A 15,765-nucleotide genomic window follows, 5' to 3' on the forward strand; every position below is an offset into this window, starting at 1 on the left:
TACGAAAGCAGCCTGTGACTCACTCCGCGCCACAGCCCGGCTCCACTGATCCGGCGATCATCCGCAACTTCTGCATCATCGCCCACATCGACCACGGCAAGTCGACGCTGGCCGACCGGATGCTGCAGCTGACCGGTGTGGTCGACGAGCGCGCCGCGCGGGCGCAGTACCTCGACCGGATGGACATCGAGCGCGAGCGCGGGATCACGATCAAGTCCCAGGCCGTGCGGATGCCGTGGACGGTCACCGAGGGCGACGACGCCGACAAGACGTTCGTGCTGAACATGATCGACACCCCGGGGCACGTCGACTTCACCTACGAGGTGTCGCGGTCGCTGCAGGCGTGCGAGGCGGCGATCCTGCTCGTCGATGCGGCGCAGGGCATCGAGGCGCAGACCCTGGCCAACCTCTACCTGGCGATGGGTGCCGACCTGCACATCATCCCGGTGCTCAACAAGATCGACCTGCCCTCGGCGAACGTGGAGAAGTACGCCCTGGAGCTGGCCAACCTCGTCGGCTGCGAGCCGGAGGACGTGCTCAAGGTCTCGGCCAAGACCGGGCTCGGCGTCGAGGACCTGCTCAACCACATCGTCTCCGAGACGCCGCCGCCGGTCGGCGACCCGGACGCCCCGGCGCGGGCACTGATCTTCGACTCCGTCTACGACACCTACCGCGGCGTGGTGACCTACGTCCGGGTCTTCGACGGCAAGCTGACCCACCGCGACAAGATCAAGATGATGTCGACCGGTGCGGTCCACGAGATGCTCGAGCTCGGCGTGATCAGCCCGGAGCCGGTCAAGGCCGACCACATCGGGGTCGGCGAGACCGGCTACCTGATCACCGGCGTGAAGGACGTACGTCAGTCGCGTGTCGGTGACACCGTCACCGGCAACAACCGCCCGGCCAAGGAGATGCTCGGCGGCTACTCCCACCCCAACCCGATGGTCTTCGCGGGGCTCTACCCGATCGACGGCGACCAGTACCCGGTGCTGCGCGAGGCGCTCGACAAGCTCCAGCTCAACGACGCGGCGCTGACGTACGAGCCGGAGACCTCGGGCGCGCTCGGCTTCGGCTTCCGCGTCGGGTTCCTCGGCCTGCTGCACATGGAGATCACCCGCGACCGCCTCGAGCGCGAGTTCAACCTCGACCTCATCTCGACGGCTCCCAACGTGGTCTACGACGTGATCATGGAGGACGGCTCCGAGCACATCGTCACCAACCCCTCGGAGTTCCCCGAGGGCAAGATCCGCGAGGTGCGCGAGCCGGTCGTCAACGCCACGATCCTCTCGCCGTCCGACTACATCGGCACGATCATGGAGCTGTGCCAGAAGAAGCGCGGCACCCTCGGCGGCATGGACTACCTCTCCGAGGACCGCGTCGAGATGCGCTACGTCCTTCCCATGGGCGAGATCGCCTTCGACTTCTTCGACCAGCTCAAGTCCTCGACCAAGGGGTACGCCTCGCTGAACTACGAGTTCAGCGGCGACCAGGCGGCTGACCTGGTCAAGGTCGACATCCTGCTCCAGGGCGAGCCCGTCGACGCGTTCTCCGCGATCGTCCACCGCGAGGCCGCCTACGGCTACGGCGTGATGATGGCCGGCAAGCTCAAGGAGCTCATCCCGCGCCAGCAGTTCGAGGTGCCCATCCAGGCCGCCATCGGCGCCCGCGTCATCGCCCGCGAGACCATCCGCGCCATCCGCAAGGACGTCCTCGCCAAGTGCTACGGCGGCGACATCTCGCGTAAGCGCAAGCTGCTGGAGAAGCAGAAGGAGGGCAAGAAGCGGATGAAGATGGTCGGCCGCGTCGAGGTCCCCCAGGAGGCCTTCGTGGCCGCGCTCTCCACCACCCAGCCTTCCACCGACAAGTCCGCCGGGAAGAAGTAAATCTTCGCTGGTCGAGCCGCCGGAGCCGCTAGGCGGAGGCGTGTCGAGACCAACACGGTTCTCTTGCTCGGGAGAGCTCGCTTTGGTGACTGTGGTTTCGTTTCAGGTTCGCCGCCGACCCTTGCTTTGAGTGTTTCTCGATCGCGCGCCGCGTCAAGGACGCCCTTCGGGCGCCGCTATCGCGGTGGCCTTCGGCCATCCTTGACCCGGCACCCGATCGAGAAAGATTTCGCCTATATCGGGGCGGCGGCGAGAGTGTGGCGCGGAGTTCACGTGTCTTGTTCGCTGAACGCATAACTGTCATCTGAACAGCACAAATAGGTCGCGCTGTTCTCATCGATCGCATATAATGGCGGCTATGTACGAGACCATCGACCACCTCCTCGACGGGCCACCTCCGGGTGCGTCCGAGGGTGAGTTGGTTGACTGGATCAGTCGGCTCGAAGCAATGAAGTGCACCGCTGAGGCCGTGCAGGCAGAGGCAGCGGTACGTCTGGAGGAAGCCGCCCGCGAGCGCCAGGCCGAGGCTGGGGTTCCCGCCCGGAAGCTTGGTGAAGGGGTGGCTTCCCAGGTTGCGTTGGCGCGGCGGGTCTCGCCCGAGAAGGGCGCCAAACTCCTAGGTCTGGCGAAGATCATGATCGCGGAGATGCCGCACACCTTCGCGTTGATGAAGGCCGGGCTGTTCTCCCAATGGCAGGCCACCATCCTGGCCCGTGAGACCGCCTGCCTCTCCCTCGATGACCGCAAGGTCATCGACTACCAGCTCTGCGCCGCCGGCCCGGACGGGGAGCCGGCTCGAGCGGTGTCGATGGGGCTGCGGCAGCTCGAGAACGCCGCCAAGAAACTCGCCATCACCCTCGACCAAGCATCCGTCGTCGCCCGCGCCGCCAACGCGGCGAAGGACCGTCGGGTCAGCCTCCGGCCGGCACCCGACACCATGACCTGGCTCGGCGCGCTGCTCCCGGTCAAAGACGGGGTCGCCGTCTTCGCCGCCCTGGACCAGGCCGCCAAGACAGCTGCGGCCGCCGGTGACGAACGGACCCGGGGTCAGGTCATGGCCGACACCCTCATCGACCGGATCACCGGCCGCGAGGCCGCCGGGGTGAGGCCTCGGGTCGAGGTCAAGATCGTAATGAGCGCCGACTCCCTCACCAACGACGCCGACCAGCCCGCCGTGGTCGAGGGCTACGGACCCGTCCCCGCCGCCTGGGCCCGCGACGCACTCGCCGATGCCGAGGTGTTCGTCCGGCGTCTGTTCACCGACCCGGCCGGTCAACTGGTCGCCATGGAATCCCGCTCACGCAGAGCACCCGACGGGCTGGCCGAGTTCATCACCACCCGCGACAGCGGGATCTGCCGCACCAACGGGTGTGATGCCCCGATCCGCAACATCGACCACATCCAACGCCACACCGACGGCGGCGAAACCAGCGCCCAGAATCTGCAGGGCCTGTGCGAACGATGCAACCAAGCCAAGGAAGCCCCCGGCTGGCAAGCGAGACCAGGACCCGACGGCAGCATCATCACCATCACACCCACAGGCCACACCTACATCAGCCCACCACCCGACACCTGGGCACCGGACCCACCACCGCTGTCGCCGGCGGAGCTCAGGCTGCGCCGCGTACTCCTCACTCATGCGCTCGCGGCCTGAGTCGCTACGCCTTACGCTCGATGGTGGAGAGCCTTTCCCGGGGGCGATAAAGACGGGAGGGGACGCAATGGGATCCGATGAGGAGCGCTCGGGCGCACGTGGCTGGGTGTGGTGGTACGGGCTGTTCCTCGGCTGTCTGCTGCTCGCGGCGGGAGTGGCAGAGACCGTTCGGGTCGTACGCAGCGGAGACGGCGGTCTTGCCTTCTGGTTCGGCACGCTCGTCGGTGGGGGCGTGCTAGTCCTGATCGGCACGCTGCTGCTGCCGCGCAGGCCTCGGACGGGGTTCTTGCTCACGGCGATCGGATGTGTCGCGGGGATGCTCCCGACCATGTGGACCTTGATCGTGCCCGTGATGCTCGTGGTGCTGATCGTCGTGAGCGGCAGCCGGGCCATGGCGCGCCCGGTCAGGAACGGATGAGCTCGATGCTGTCGAGGACGGCGTCGAGGTCGTCGAGCCGCTGCTCGATGTCGTCGGGGTTCTGCCAGAACACGCGGATGCCGTTGGCCTGAACGTGGACGCAGTCGGCAGGCATGCCGTCGGAGTAGGACCACCAGCTGAGCCGCTCGCCCTCCAGGTCGCCGAAGGTGTCGGTCGAGGCGTCGTAGGTGACGTCCTTGACTTCGTCGTCACCGCCTATGTCCTCGTACTCCTTCAGCTCGTCGTTCAGGTCCGCGAGCGACTCCTTCTCGCCGATCTCGACGCTGAAGAAGCGCTCCTCGGACGTACGCCAGGTGCACTGGCCGTCGGGGGTCTGGTCGCTCGGGTCGGTTGACTCCGGCTCGAACTCCTTCGGCACGTCCAGCTTCACGATCACCTGCTTCCCGCCGACCACCCCCAGGCACTCGGCCGCCGTGAACCCCTCCGGCGTCGAGGTCGAGGATGCCGAGAACGGCGTCGGTGCGTCCGTGGTCACCGGCCCCACGCCGACCCCGCACGCCGAGGTCGCAGCGATCAGGACGATCAAGGGTGCAGCCCGAAGATGCATGCCGGACAGTCCATCACAGCGGGCGGCGAGCGGCCGCGCCACCGGTTATCGGTCGGCCTGCATCGCCAGGTAGTGCGGGCTGTGCATCAGTCCGATCACGTTGCCGAACGGGTCGGCGACGGTGGCGATCTCCCAGCCGGGTTCGCCTAGCGGTCGCGGGTCAGCGAGCCCGGACGCGCCGAGGGCGAGCAGGTGGTCGTACGTCTTCTGCACGTCGTCGACGTGCCAGTGCATGATCGCGCCGGCGGGGTTGGCTGAGGAGTAGCCCTGCGGTGCGTAGCGGCGGTCGAGGAGGCCGAGCTCGTCCTGGCTGTCGCCGATGCGGAACTCGACGTACGCCGGGTGCTCGGCGTCGGGGCGGACGAAGTAGGGCTCGACGCCGAGGAGTTCCTGGTACCAGGCGGCGGCCGCCTTCACGTCGTCGACGAGGTAGTTGATCGTGGTGAATCCGCGGAACATGTGCGCTTCCTTTCGTGGTGGTGTCACCCATGCTTCCGCTCAAAGTGCTCACCTGATGAGCACTTTGTGTGGCAATCTCAGATCTGTGCGAGCTGAGCGGATGATCGCCACGCTCCTGCTGCTGCAGGCGCGAGGTCGGGTGACGGCGGCGGAGCTCGCCGCCGAGCTGGAGATATCGGTCGCGACCGCCCGCCGCGATCTCGAGGCGCTGTCGTCGGCCGGCGTGCCGGTCTACCCGCAGCCGGGCAGGGGCGGGGGATGGTCTCTGGTCGGGGGCGCACGCACTGACCTGAGCGGATTGACCGGTCCCGAGTCGCAGGCCCTGTTCACGCTCGTCGGGCCGGGTGCGAGCGCGTCGCCCGAGGCGCAGCAGGCCGTGCGCAAGCTGCTCCGGGCGCTGCCGAGCCCGTTCCGGGCAGATGCGGCCGCTGCCGCGGAGGCGGTGCGACTCGATGCCGGTTCCTGGGGTGAGCAGCGTCGCTCGCGGCCCGAGGTCGTCGACGTCGTGCAGCAGGCGGTGATCGACCGTCGTCAGGTGCGTGTGGACTACACCAACCGCACCGGTCAGGTCAGCACCGTCCTGCTCGATCCGCTGGGCCTGGTCGCCAAGGACGACCTCTGGTACCTGCTCGCCACTCGCGAGGAAGGCCCGGACGTACGCACCTACCGGATGGACCGGGTCGCCTCGGTCGAGGTGACCGCACAGCCGGCGAATCGGCCCGAAGGCTTCGACCTTGCCCGGGAGTGGCAGCGGGTGGTGTCGTACGTCGAGGAGCGGCGGGCTCGGGTGCGGGCCACGGTGCTTGTGCGGCGTCGGCACCTGTGGGTCCTGCGCGACCATTTCGGCACCTACCTGGACGTGATCGGCGACGCGCCTGCGATCGGCGACGAGGAGCGGATCGAGGTGACCCTGGCCGCCCACACCGCCCGGTCCCTCGCCGAGCAGCTGGCCGGATGGGGATCGATGGTCGAGGTCATCGGGCCTGAGGACGTGCGCCGCGAGCTGGCTCGCATCGGGGCCGAGCTGGCTGTCGCGTACGGCTGAGCAATTTCGGTCGGGCGCAGTGTCGCGGGCGGTGGTTGAGTGAGGCACATGCGTAGAGAACAGATTCGGTTTCCGGAGGGATACGGCACGCCGAGCGAGCTGCTGGCGTGGGAGGACGTACGTCAGCGGCTGGTCGAGGCGAAGCAGTTCTGGTTCGCGTTCGAGAGGCCGGGGCGGAGTCCGCACGTGACGCCGCTGGACGGGATCTGGTTCGAGGACAAGCTGGTCTACGGCGGCAGCCCGGAGACGTTGCACCGGCGGCTCGCGGCCGAGCATCCGAAGGTGACGGTGAACCTGCCGGATCCGTGGAAGCTGGTCGTCGTCGAGGGCGAGGTGCGGACGACGCCCTTCGCCCCCGCGACAGCCGAGGAGATCGCGGGGCTGCTGAACGCGAAGTATCCCGAGTACGGCGAGAACGTCTTCGAGGCCAAGCACTACATCGACGGCGCGCCGGCGGTGCATCCGCGGCGGATCCGGGCCTGGACCTCGTTCCCCAAGGACGCGACCGCCTTCGTCTTCGACTGACTTCGGGTCGGTCCGCGCTAGTCTCGCGGTGATGCACTTCACCGACTACGACACCCGGGTCGCGGCGTACGCCGTCATCGTCGACGACGCGGGGCGGATCTTGCTGAGCTGGTTCAACGGCAACCATCGCAACGACCCGGGGTGGACGCTGCCGGGTGGTGGCGTCGACTACGGCGAGCAGATGCCCGCCGCGGTCGTGCGCGAGGTGAAGGAGGAGACCGGCTACGACGTCGAGGTCGGGGCTCCGTTGACGACCGACGTGTACGTGGTGCCGTTCGACCCCGGTCGCCGGCCCTACCAGTCCACCCGGGTGGTCTTCGAGGCCCGGATCGTCGGGGGCGAGCTGGGGACGCTGGAGATCGACGGAACCACCGACTTCGCCGGATGGGTCGGGCTGGACGACCCCGCGATCGGAGCCGAGTCCACCAGCCCCATCGTCCGGATGGGGATCGAGGCCCTGAAGGTCGCTCAGTCGACCCAGTAGTTGTCGTGGAGCTTGTAGAACTCGGCCATCTCGTCCGGACCGAGCTCGGTGCCCTCGGCCAGCTCGCGTAGCCCCTCGAAGTAGCCCTCCCGCGGCGCGCCCGGGGTGAAGTGGAGCAGCATCGAGGCGGGCTCGTCGGTGGCGTTGCGGAAGCCGTGCAGGCCGCCGACCGGCACGTGCACGAAGTCGCCGGCGCCTGCCGGGATCCACTCCTCGCCGTTGTAGATCTTGACGGTGCCGGTGAGGATGTAGAACGACTCGGCGACGGCACGGTGGAAGTGCGGCCCCGGGCCGGTCTCGTTGGGTCCGAAGTGCCAGCGGTAGAGCCCGTAGTCGCCCGCGGTCGTCGCTCCGGTCGCGAGATAGTCGACCTTCACGCCGTTCGGATAGGTGAGGTCGGGCGGGGCGGTGTCGGGCCGGTGGAACGCCGAGATCTCACCGGCCTCGCCGTCGTAGCGCTCGGGCGGGTAGGGAACACCTCGGGTCCCCATCGACTCTGGAAGTGACATGGCCCAAACCTGCCGCACCGGCTCCGGGTTGGGAAGCGGATTAGGGCGCAGCCCTAGGGTTGGGGCCGTGACGCTCGTCCCGGACTCCTTCCTGGCTCTTGCCGTCAACGGGGCTTCCTGGGCGGCATGGCTCGACGAGCTCCCGGCGCTGCTGCGCGACCTCGTCGAGGAGTGGTCGCTGACCGTCGACGGGCCTGCCACCCACGGCAGCTGCGCGGTCGTGCTCCCCGTGCGCACCGCGGACGGCGAGGCCGCGGTGATGAAGGTCTGCTGGCCCCACTGGGAGGCCGAGCACGAGGCGCTGGCGCTGCAGACCTGGGGCGGTCGGGGTGCCGTACGCCTGCTCCGGGCGGACCCGAAGCGGTTCGCGCTGCTGCTCGAACGGTTGCACCCCGAGGACCTCACGGAGATGTGGGATGTGCAGGCGTGCGAGATCGTGGGCGGGTCCTACCGGCGGCTGCACGTCCCGGCTCCGCCGCAGCTGCGTACGTTGTCGGCGCAGGCCGCCCGCTGGGCGAGCGAGCTGGGGGACAAGAGCCGACGGCTCCCGGTGCCGCCGCGGATGGTCGAGCAGGCCCGGTCGATCGCCCGCGACTTCGCCGCCGACGAGGCGACCGACGGGACGCTGATCCACACCGATCTCCACTACGAGAACGTTCTGCGGGCCGATCGTGAGGAGTGGCTGGTGATCGACCCGAAGCCCCTCTCCGGCGACCCGCACTACGAGCTCGCGCCCATGCTGTGGAACCGCTTCGACGAGTACGCCGGACGGTTCCGGGACGGCGTACGCGACCGCTTCTTCGCCCTCGTCGACGCCGCCGACCTCGACGAGGACCGCGCCCGCGCGTGGGTGGTCCTGCGGCTGATGGTCAACGTCAAGGACGAGGTGGAGGACAACCAGGCTCCCGACAAGGAGTGGATCACCGCGATGGTCTCGGTGACCAAGGCGGTCCAGGACTAATAGATCGGCCAGGTCTCGCTCGGGACCGGTGTGGTCCCGGCGACCAGTTTCCCGTCGGCGTCGTAGGCCGCATAGCCGACGCTGTCATGCCTCTTCTTCACTCCCTCCGCGCTGAACCAGGCAACGGCGATTCCGCTGTTGACGGCGCCGTCGACGTGCTTGCCGCCGATGAAGAACTTCACGGAGACAGCCTCGGCGGGAACGGGCGACATGAAGCCGATCCAGTTCGTGGTCCACGAGGTGCTGGAGTTCTCTGACAGCTCCATGCCGGGATAGGGCTTGATGCGGGACGCCGCCCCGACGACGCCCTCGGCCTTCGGCAAGCTGGAATCGGTCGTGTAGCCGCGGCAGTCGATGAGGTAGTCGCCGGTCAGGAAGTACGCGCGCAGCTCGTTGTCGTGATCTGGCCCGAAGTCGTTGCGCCTCTCCGCGAAGATCGGATGGACCTGATCGGGATCCAACGTGTCCGGCATCCCCGGATCCATGCTGGCTTCGGTCGCCACATCCTGCGCGGCTCCGATGAGGCACCTGCGCTTGATCGTCGCCAGTTCGGCATCGGTCACGTTGGCCGGCTTCCCGGTCCAGGTCAGTACCTGGTCGGGATGTCGAGGGCCGGAGCTCTGGTCGGCCGGGCTCACGTCGATGGCCAGCGGGCCGCGCCCGCTGATGGAGAGGACGAGTCCGGTCACCACGAGGCACACGGCTGTGGTGGTGGCGATCAGCAGTGCCGTACGTCGCCGGCGGAGCCGGTCACCACGGACCCGGATCTCGGCGAGCGAGCGGTCGAGGGTGAGGTCGCCGCTGGTGCGCAGCGCGCCTTCGAGGTCGAGGTTCATGAGGGCGCTCCTTCGGTGGCGAGGGCTGCTCGCAGCGTGGCGAGCGCGTGGTGAAGGTGAGCCGAGACGGTGCCCGGCGAGATGTCGAGCGCGACCGACGTGGTCACGGTGTCGAGGTCGAGGATGTAGCGCAGCGCCACCACCTCGCGCTGCCGCTTGGGCAGGCGGCGGATGGCGGCGATGAGATCGTGACGGCCGTCGAGGTCGGGATGCTCGCTGCGTACGTCATCAGGCGGACCGACCTCGCGGCGCCGCTTGCGCCACCAGGAGATGTCGGCGTTGACGGCGGTGCGCACGACCCAGGCCGCCGGAGAGCGGTGATTGCGGACGGTGCGCCATTGTGCCCAGGCGCGGGCGAAGGCTTCGGCCACCGCGTCTTCGGCACGCCCAGGGTCGATCCCGGACGCGACCGCTGCCCGGAGGCAGCGGTCCTTGTGGGATGCGTAGAACGCACCGAACTCGTCGAAGCTCACGTCCCGTTGACGCATCAGCACCCGGATCCCTTTAGCCGCTCTTGACGATTCTTGCCGGAAACCCGTTCGACGCTCCCGCGGAGAGGAGGGGAGAATCGCTCCGTGCCCATCGTACGAAGCGTGAACATCGGTCAGTCCCAGCCCGCCGAGTGGGCGGAGGTGGGTGCCACCTCGATGGAGAAGCTCGCCACGCCCGAGCCGGTCACGGTCGGTGCGGAGGGCATCGTCACCGACACCCAGACCGACCGCCGCCACCACGGTGGCGCGGAGCAGGCGGTCTACGCCTTCGCCCGCGAGGACCTCGACGCGTGGGGCACGCGCCTGGGCGCGACCTTCCGCGACGGCCAGTTCGCCGAGAACCTCACCACCGAGGGGATCGACATCAACGCGGCGCTCGTGGGGGAGCAGTGGCGGATCGGGACGGTGCTGCTGCAGGTCTGCAGCGTGCGTACGCCGTGCAACGACTTCAAGAACTGGATGGGCGTCTCCGGCTACGACAACGCCCAGTGGGTCAAGCGGTTCACCGCTGAGGGGCGCCCCGGGCCCTACCTGCGGGTCCTCGAGGAGGGCACCCTGCAGGCCGGCGACGAGATCGTCGTCGTCCACCGCCCCGACCACGACATCACCGTCTCGACCCTGTTCCGGGCTCTCACCACCGACCGCAGCCTGCTCCCGAGCCTCATCGGTATCGACGGGCTCGGGAACAAGCCGCGTGCCGCGGCGGAGAGGTACGTCGCGGCCAAGCCGCGCTAAGGCCCGCAGGGCTCTCCGGTGCAGCCCCTCAGATAGAGACCCTCGGGGGAGCGGCCCTGGATCTGGAGCTTGTTCAGCTGATCCGTGGTGAGCTTCCCGGTCGGGATCAGCGCGACTGCCACGTTGTCCTCGGTGATGGTGGCGTCGAACCGCTGCTCGCCGACCCAGAACCAGGCGGACTCCACCTTCTCGTTGCCGAGCGATCGGGTCACCCGGATGCCGTCCGCGGTCTCGGTCCACTCGGTCTTCGGCCGTGCCCGCTTCGTCTCACCCGGTTCCGGATGAACCAAGTTTCCGTCGGCGTCGTAGGCGCGGAAGTCTGCCGACTCGACGTCGACCTGGTGATCGATCCAGGCGACCGCCACACCGTTGACGATGGTCGCCGGGATCTCCTCCCCGCTCGAGATGAACACGACCTTGGCGACGTCCATCTCCTTGGGGAGGGGAAGGCGGAACTGCGTTCCTTCGCCGACGCCGCCACGGTAGAAGTCCTCCCAGGGCCCGGTCGCCGCGAAGGCGCCCCAGACCTGGGGCAGGCCGAAGGCCCCCGCGAGGTCGGGCTCGCTGTCAGCGCTCGGGCTGGCATCGAGCACCGTCGAGCAGGTCACCTCGTAGTCGCGGCCGTCGAAGATCGCCATCGCGGTCGAACCACGCTTCTCGGCGAGGAACGGCCGGGTGCCTTCCGGGATCTGCTCGACCTCGTCGGGGTTGATGGCATTGTTCGCGTCGGGTGCGTCCGCGTACAGGGACTTCACGTCGGCCCAGGCCGTCATCAGGCACCGATCGCTCAGCACGTCGAGCTCCTCGGGAGTGAGGTTGGTCGGGTTGCCGGACCAGTCGACCGGAGTGTTGCGCGCGGGCGGCTCCGGGGTCGCGATGTCCGAGTCGATCAGCCGATCGGGGATCGTGACGTACGCTCCGATCCCGCCGAGCGCGACGGCGGCGACGGTGGCGACCACCTTCGAGCCTCGGCGGCGGCGACGGATCCGGTCGCCTCGGCGCAGGATCTCGGTGGCCGGGAGGTCCAGCGTCTGGCGACTGCTGTTGCGCAGCAGGGTCTCGATGTCGGTCATGACAACATCCCTTCGGGGTCGGTCAGCTGCAGCCGCAAGGTCTTGAGGGCGTGGTGGAGCGTGGCCGAGACGGTGCCGCGAGCGACTCCCAGCTCGCGGGCGGTGGTCTCGGCATCGAGGTCGAGGAAGTAGCGCAGTGCGACCACCTGGCGTTGCCGCGGCGGCAGCCGGCGTACGGCCTCCAACAGGTCGTGGTCGAAACCCGGGTCGTCATGGGGGAGCGGCTCGGGGGCGTCGGGCACGGTCAGCTCGCGGCGGCGCTTGCGCCACCAGGAGATGTCGGCATTGATCGCGGTGCGGACCACCCACGCCGCGGGGGAGCTGCTCAGCCTGACCGTCGGCCAGCGTGACCAGGCGCGGGCAAAGGCCTCGGCGATCGCCTCTTCGGCACGCCCCGGATCCATGCCCCCGGCGATCGCGGCGCGCAGGCAGCGGTCCTTGGCACCGACGTAGAAGTCGGAGAACTCTTCTCGGCTCACGCCTGAGTGACGCACACGCCCCATTATCGGTTTAGGCGCGAGCCGAATAACTGTTTGACGGTTCTGTCCGGTCTCACCAGACTCACCCCCAAACAACTCTTGGGAGGTTCGGTGGACGAGGAGATCTCGCGGCTGCGGGCGGCCGGGCACCCGCTGCGGCTCCGGATGCTGTCACTGCTGACGGGCGCGGAGCTGTCGGCGGCGGAGGTGGCGCGCGAGCTCGACCTGACCCACGCCAACGCCTCCTACCATCTCCGGCTGCTCGAGAGCGCCGGGCTGCTCGAGGTCGCGGGCGAGGAGCGGATCCGAGGTGGGGTCGCGAAGCGATATCGCTACGCCTGGCGCAGCGAAACCGCCGAGGGGCCGCCGTCCAGGGAGGACGACGAGGTCCACACCCGCGCGATCGCCGAGGAGCTCGTCCGCCGCCGCCGTCTGCGGGCGGATGGTCCCGCCATCATCTCGGACGCGGAGATGTGGGTCGATCCCGACATCTGGCAGCGGGTCCACGATCTCGTCCAAGAGGCCAGCGGACTGCTCCACGAGAACGCCCGCCCGCCGCGTACGGAGGGCACGATCCACGTGAACCTGACCGCTTCCGCGTTCGTGATGGGTGAGGACCAGTGAGCATCAAGGAGAGCCTCTTCGTCCTCAAGGAGCGCGACTTCGGGTGGTTCTTCGCCTCCCGGTTCGTGAACCTCGCCGGATCGTCGATGTCGCACGTGGCGCTCGCGTTCGCGGTGCTGGAGGTGACCGACTCGGCCTCGGCGCTGGGGTATGTGGTCGCCGCGCACACCATCCCGATGGTCGTGTTCCTGCTGGTCGGAGGGGTGATCGCCGACCGGTTCCCGCGACGGCTCGTGCTCCAGCTGAGCAACGTGGCCTCGGCGCTGACCCAGGCGGCCGCGGCGGCGCTGGTCATCACCGGGCACGCCGAGATCTGGCACCTCGTCGTCCTGGAGGCGATGAACGGCACCACCATGGCGATGGCGTTCCCGGCGATGCAGGGGATGGTGCCCCAGCTGGTGGCGAAGAAGGATCTGCAGCCGGCCAACCTGCTGCTCTCGATGTCGCGCGGGAGCCTGACGATCCTGGGCCCCTCGGTCGCGGCGGCTCTCGTGGTCGGCGTCGGTGCCGGCTGGGCGCTGGCGGTCGACGCGCTGACCTGGCTGCTCGCGGCGATCTTCCTGCTCCCGGTGCGGATCCCGCCGCGCCCGGCGGACGCGGAGAAGACCTCGGCCATCGAGGACCTGCGGGCGGGGTGGACGTACTTCCGGAGCACCACGTGGCTGTGGGTCGTGGTGGTCGCCTTCATGATCCTCAACGCGATCCAGTCCGGCGGGCTGAACGTGCTGGGCCCCGCGTACGCGAAGTCCTCCTCGCTCGGCGTCGAGGGCTGGGGCCTGGCCAACTCCGCGCTCGCGGCCGGGATGCTCATCATGACCATCCTGCTGATGCGGGCCACGATCCGGCGGCCGCTGCGCGCGGGGATGTTCGGGATCATGGCGTTCTCGCTGCCCTTCTTCGCCCTCGCGCTGTGGCCGGAGACGGTGCCGCTGATGGTGACGATGGCGATCGCCGGCGCCGGGATCGAGATCTTCAGCCTCGGCTGGAGCCTCGCCATGCAGGAGAACGTCCCGGGCGAGATGCTCTCCCGCGCCTACTCCTACGACGCGCTCGGCTCGTTCCTCGCGATGCCGGTCGGGCAGCTGCTCTACGGGCCGCTGGCGGGCTGGTTCGGGGAGCGGCCGGTCTTCCTGGCCAGCGGCGTGCTCTACGCCGCGGTCTGCCTTGCCGCGCTTGCGGTGCCCTCGGTGGTTAGGCTGCAACGCGTCGAGCAACCTGCCACCGAAGGAACGCCCGTATGAGCCTGAACACCTCCGCCGTCGACTCGCTCTTCCAGGAACGTTTCGAGGAGAACCTGACCCCGGGGCTGGCCTACGGGGTCGTACGCGGCTCCGAGCTGCTCCACTCCGGCGCGTTCGGAGCGGTCCGGGACGGTGGCCCCGCACCGACCGCGGAGAGCGTCTTCCGGATCGCGTCGATGTCGAAGTCGTTCACGGCGGCCGCGGTGCTGCTGCTGCGCGACCGCGGGCTGGTCGACCTGGACGAGGCGATCGCGCAGTACGTACCCGAGCTCGTCGACCAGGCGCCCTACTCCGCCGACTCGCCGGCGGTGACGCTGCGGCTGCTGCTCTCGATGTCGGCCGGGCTGCCGACCGACGACCCGTGGGGCGACCGGCAGGAGTCATTGTCCTACGACGACTTCGGGACGTTCCTCGACGGAGGCTTCTCGACCGGGCAGGAGCCGGGGGTCGGGTTCGAGTACTCCAACCTCGGCTATGCGCTGCTCGGGCGCGCGATCGAGAACGTCGTGGGTGGTTCCTCTCCTGAGGGTGCCAACCGGGACTTCGTCGAGCACGAGCTGCTGGCGCCGCTGGGGATGACCTCCTCGGCGTACTCGCCCGATGCGGTGCCGAATCTGGTGCCGGGTCATGTGCCGCCGCTGCACCCCGCGTGGGCGGGGGACCGGTTGTCGGGTCCGCGGACCTGGACGGAGGCGGCGCCGGTGGCGTCGGGGTCGTTCGCGGCGATGGGCGGCATGCACTCCTCGGTCGCCGACCTGGCGCGCTGGGTCGGTGGGTTCGTGTCGGCCTTCTCGGCTGGGGTCGACGGGCACCCGCTGTCGAAGGCGTCGCGGCGGGAGATGCAGCAGCTGCATCGGTTCGGATCGGTCTCGTCCTCGCTGGAGCTCTCGGGGCCCGAGGCGGGGATCGGGGCGATCGCCGTCGGCTACGGCTACGGCCTCATGGTCGACCACGACAGCCGGCTCGGGCAGTTCGTCCATCACTCCGGGGGCTACCCCGGCTACGGCTCGCGGATGGTCTGGCACCCCGCCTCCGGTCTCGGTGTGATCACGCTGTCCAACAGCACGTACGCAGGTGCCGGGGCGACCGCGATGGCCGCGCTGCGTTCGCTGGTGTCGGAGGAGCTCGCCGGCGGTGGTCCGCACCGGTTCTCGACGGTGGTCAAGGGCCTGCGTCCGCGGCTCGACTCGGCGCTGGAAGCCGCGGTCGAGCGGCTGCGTACGTTCGACCCGGAGGGCGCCGAGGTCTTCGCGCTGCCGTCGCTGTTCGCCGACAACGTCGAGCTCGACGCCCCCGACGCCGGACGGCGCGCCCAGATCACCCAGGCGCGCGCGAAGGTCGGGCTGCCGCTCGGCGGTGCGCCCTACGGCTACTTCGGGCGTGCGATGGGTGTCGCGCTGGCCGTGGTGCCGGCCGAGAAGGGCCGCTACGACATCGAGGTCATGCTCTCCCCGGAGGCCGAGCCGCGCATCCAGACCCTGCGGATCAACGCCGTCCCCGACGCCCACGGGGGTCTCGTCGCCGCCGCCCGAGCCGCCCTCGAGGAGAACTCCCCGGTCATCGCCGCCCTCCGGGCCTTCGGCGTACCCGAGCTGATCACGACGCCCTTGTCCGGTGACGGTTCCTCCAAGGCCGACTTCCTCGTCGTCGCCGGCGCGACCTACTGGAAGATCGCGGTGGGCGCGAAGACCGTCGTCTCGGCCTTCCCCGCCTCCGACCACCCCCGCCTCACCTACCTCGCCTCCGCTCTCCGCGGCTGACGCTCTGCCGAGGCGGCCTT

Annotated in this window: 18 protein-coding genes; 11 read left to right on the forward strand and 7 right to left on the reverse strand. The window is 69.1% G+C overall.

Features of this window, described 5'->3' with window-relative positions; translation table 11 throughout:
- Positions 1-14 precede the first annotated feature (14 nt).
- The 3 genes from lepA (at position 15) to BLT25_RS17465 (ending at position 3,955) form a co-directional block, all read left to right on the forward strand.
- On the forward strand, positions 15-1,883 hold the full coding sequence (lepA, locus tag BLT25_RS17455) for a translation elongation factor 4 (protein ID WP_091048464.1): 1,869 nt from the start codon (positions 15-17) through the stop codon (positions 1,881-1,883).
- A gap of 358 nt (positions 1,884-2,241) precedes the next feature.
- On the forward strand, positions 2,242-3,537 hold the full coding sequence (locus tag BLT25_RS17460) for an HNH endonuclease (RefSeq protein WP_091048467.1): 1,296 nt from the start codon (positions 2,242-2,244) through the stop codon (positions 3,535-3,537).
- Between the two features lie 67 nt (positions 3,538-3,604).
- Positions 3,605-3,955, forward strand: coding sequence for a hypothetical protein (locus BLT25_RS17465; protein ID WP_091048470.1), 351 nt, complete (start codon positions 3,605-3,607; stop codon positions 3,953-3,955).
- Here BLT25_RS17465 and BLT25_RS17470 read toward each other — a convergent pair.
- Both BLT25_RS17470 and BLT25_RS17475 read right to left on the reverse strand, forming a co-directional pair.
- On the reverse strand, positions 3,942-4,523 hold the full coding sequence (locus BLT25_RS17470; protein ID WP_143033783.1) for a hypothetical protein: 582 nt from the start codon (positions 4,521-4,523) through the stop codon (positions 3,942-3,944). The genes BLT25_RS17465 and BLT25_RS17470 overlap by 14 nt on opposite strands.
- A 45-nt stretch (positions 4,524-4,568) precedes the next feature.
- A complete protein-coding gene (locus tag BLT25_RS17475) occupies positions 4,569-4,982 on the reverse strand; it encodes a VOC family protein (RefSeq protein ID WP_091048475.1) in 414 nt (137 codons plus the stop codon).
- A 100-nt stretch (positions 4,983-5,082) separates the two neighbouring features.
- Here BLT25_RS17475 and BLT25_RS17480 point away from each other — a divergent pair, with 100 nt between their 5' ends.
- From BLT25_RS17480 to BLT25_RS17490, 3 genes are read left to right on the forward strand one after another with little or no spacing between them, the layout of a single operon-like run.
- Positions 5,083-6,027, forward strand: coding sequence for a helix-turn-helix transcriptional regulator (locus tag BLT25_RS17480; protein ID WP_256328644.1), 945 nt, complete (start codon positions 5,083-5,085; stop codon positions 6,025-6,027).
- Positions 6,028-6,075: 48 nt separating this feature from the next.
- Positions 6,076-6,552: a pyridoxamine 5'-phosphate oxidase family protein gene (locus tag BLT25_RS17485; protein ID WP_091048480.1), complete on the forward strand. Its 477-nt coding sequence runs from the start codon at positions 6,076-6,078 to the stop codon at positions 6,550-6,552.
- Between the two features lie 31 nt (positions 6,553-6,583).
- A complete protein-coding gene (locus tag BLT25_RS17490; protein WP_091048482.1) occupies positions 6,584-7,036 on the forward strand; it encodes an NUDIX hydrolase in 453 nt (150 codons plus the stop codon).
- On the opposite strand, the gene BLT25_RS17495 is transcribed toward BLT25_RS17490, so the two are convergent.
- Positions 7,021-7,545, reverse strand: coding sequence for a cupin domain-containing protein (locus BLT25_RS17495; protein ID WP_256328645.1), 525 nt, complete (start codon positions 7,543-7,545; stop codon positions 7,021-7,023). The genes BLT25_RS17490 and BLT25_RS17495 overlap by 16 nt on opposite strands.
- Positions 7,546-7,612: 67 nt before the next feature.
- On the opposite strand from BLT25_RS17495, the gene BLT25_RS17500 reads away from it, so the two are divergent.
- Positions 7,613-8,506, forward strand: a complete 894-nt coding sequence (locus BLT25_RS17500; RefSeq protein ID WP_091048488.1) for an aminoglycoside phosphotransferase family protein — start codon at positions 7,613-7,615, stop codon at positions 8,504-8,506.
- Here the strand turns inward: BLT25_RS17500 and BLT25_RS17505 are convergent.
- Positions 8,503-9,342, reverse strand: a complete 840-nt coding sequence (locus BLT25_RS17505; RefSeq protein WP_091048491.1) for a hypothetical protein — start codon at positions 9,340-9,342, stop codon at positions 8,503-8,505. The two genes, BLT25_RS17500 and BLT25_RS17505, sit on opposite strands and share 4 nt — an antisense overlap.
- Complete coding sequence (locus BLT25_RS17510) at positions 9,339-9,830, reverse strand: SigE family RNA polymerase sigma factor (protein WP_091048859.1); 492 nt, start codon at positions 9,828-9,830, stop codon at positions 9,339-9,341. Before BLT25_RS17510 ends, BLT25_RS17505 begins: the two co-directional genes overlap by 4 nt.
- Positions 9,831-9,917: 87 nt before the next feature.
- Between BLT25_RS17510 and BLT25_RS17515 the strand changes: the two genes are divergently transcribed.
- Positions 9,918-10,568, forward strand: coding sequence for an MOSC domain-containing protein (locus BLT25_RS17515; RefSeq protein WP_091048492.1), 651 nt, complete (start codon positions 9,918-9,920; stop codon positions 10,566-10,568).
- On the opposite strand, the gene BLT25_RS17520 is transcribed toward BLT25_RS17515, so the two are convergent.
- Together BLT25_RS17520 and BLT25_RS17525 are read right to left on the reverse strand one after the other, a co-directional pair.
- Complete coding sequence (locus BLT25_RS17520; protein WP_091048496.1) at positions 10,565-11,641, reverse strand: hypothetical protein; 1,077 nt, start codon at positions 11,639-11,641, stop codon at positions 10,565-10,567. The genes BLT25_RS17515 and BLT25_RS17520 overlap by 4 nt on opposite strands.
- Positions 11,638-12,135 (reverse strand): sigma-70 family RNA polymerase sigma factor, encoded by a 498-nt coding sequence (locus BLT25_RS17525; protein WP_218131390.1) that lies wholly within the window; start codon positions 12,133-12,135, stop codon positions 11,638-11,640. The genes BLT25_RS17520 and BLT25_RS17525 overlap by 4 nt, the downstream gene beginning before the upstream one ends.
- Positions 12,136-12,231: 96 nt before the next feature.
- Here BLT25_RS17525 and BLT25_RS17530 point away from each other — a divergent pair, with 96 nt between their 5' ends.
- The 3 genes from BLT25_RS17530 to BLT25_RS17540 are packed head-to-tail and all read left to right on the forward strand — an operon-like array spanning position 12,232 to position 15,745.
- Positions 12,232-12,744, forward strand: a complete 513-nt coding sequence (locus BLT25_RS17530) for an ArsR/SmtB family transcription factor (RefSeq protein WP_218131391.1) — start codon at positions 12,232-12,234, stop codon at positions 12,742-12,744.
- Positions 12,741-13,985, forward strand: coding sequence for an MFS transporter (locus BLT25_RS17535; protein ID WP_091048502.1), 1,245 nt, complete (start codon positions 12,741-12,743; stop codon positions 13,983-13,985). Before BLT25_RS17530 ends, BLT25_RS17535 begins: the two co-directional genes overlap by 4 nt.
- On the forward strand, positions 13,982-15,745 hold the full coding sequence (locus tag BLT25_RS17540) for a serine hydrolase domain-containing protein (RefSeq protein WP_091048504.1): 1,764 nt from the start codon (positions 13,982-13,984) through the stop codon (positions 15,743-15,745). Before BLT25_RS17535 ends, BLT25_RS17540 begins: the two co-directional genes overlap by 4 nt.
- The last annotated feature ends 20 nt before the right edge of the window (positions 15,746-15,765 follow it).

Origin of the sequence: Nocardioides sp. YR527, from assembly GCF_900101045.1 — a bacterium.
In the GTDB taxonomy this organism is placed as follows: domain Bacteria; phylum Actinomycetota; class Actinomycetes; order Propionibacteriales; family Nocardioidaceae; genus Nocardioides.

Coding starts and splice junctions, on each gene's coding strand:
- BLT25_RS17460 (WP_091048467.1), top strand. CDS start 2,242: ATGTACGAGACCATCGACCACCTCCTCGACGGGCCACCTCCGGGTGCG.
- BLT25_RS17465 (WP_091048470.1), top strand. CDS start 3,605: ATGGGATCCGATGAGGAGCGCTCGGGCGCACGTGGCTGGGTGTGGTGG.
- BLT25_RS17470 (WP_143033783.1), bottom strand. CDS start 4,523: ATGCATCTTCGGGCTGCACCCTTGATCGTCCTGATCGCTGCGACCTCG.
- BLT25_RS17475 (WP_091048475.1), bottom strand. CDS start 4,982: ATGTTCCGCGGATTCACCACGATCAACTACCTCGTCGACGACGTGAAG.
- BLT25_RS17480 (WP_256328644.1), top strand. CDS start 5,083: ATGATCGCCACGCTCCTGCTGCTGCAGGCGCGAGGTCGGGTGACGGCG.
- BLT25_RS17485 (WP_091048480.1), top strand. CDS start 6,076: ATGCGTAGAGAACAGATTCGGTTTCCGGAGGGATACGGCACGCCGAGC.
- BLT25_RS17490 (WP_091048482.1), top strand. CDS start 6,584: ATGCACTTCACCGACTACGACACCCGGGTCGCGGCGTACGCCGTCATC.
- BLT25_RS17495 (WP_256328645.1), bottom strand. CDS start 7,545: ATGTCACTTCCAGAGTCGATGGGGACCCGAGGTGTTCCCTACCCGCCC.
- BLT25_RS17505 (WP_091048491.1), bottom strand. CDS start 9,342: ATGAACCTCGACCTCGAAGGCGCGCTGCGCACCAGCGGCGACCTCACC.
- BLT25_RS17510 (WP_091048859.1), bottom strand. CDS start 9,830: ATGCGTCAACGGGACGTGAGCTTCGACGAGTTCGGTGCGTTCTACGCA.
- BLT25_RS17520 (WP_091048496.1), bottom strand. CDS start 11,641: ATGACCGACATCGAGACCCTGCTGCGCAACAGCAGTCGCCAGACGCTG.
- BLT25_RS17540 (WP_091048504.1), top strand. CDS start 13,982: ATGAGCCTGAACACCTCCGCCGTCGACTCGCTCTTCCAGGAACGTTTC.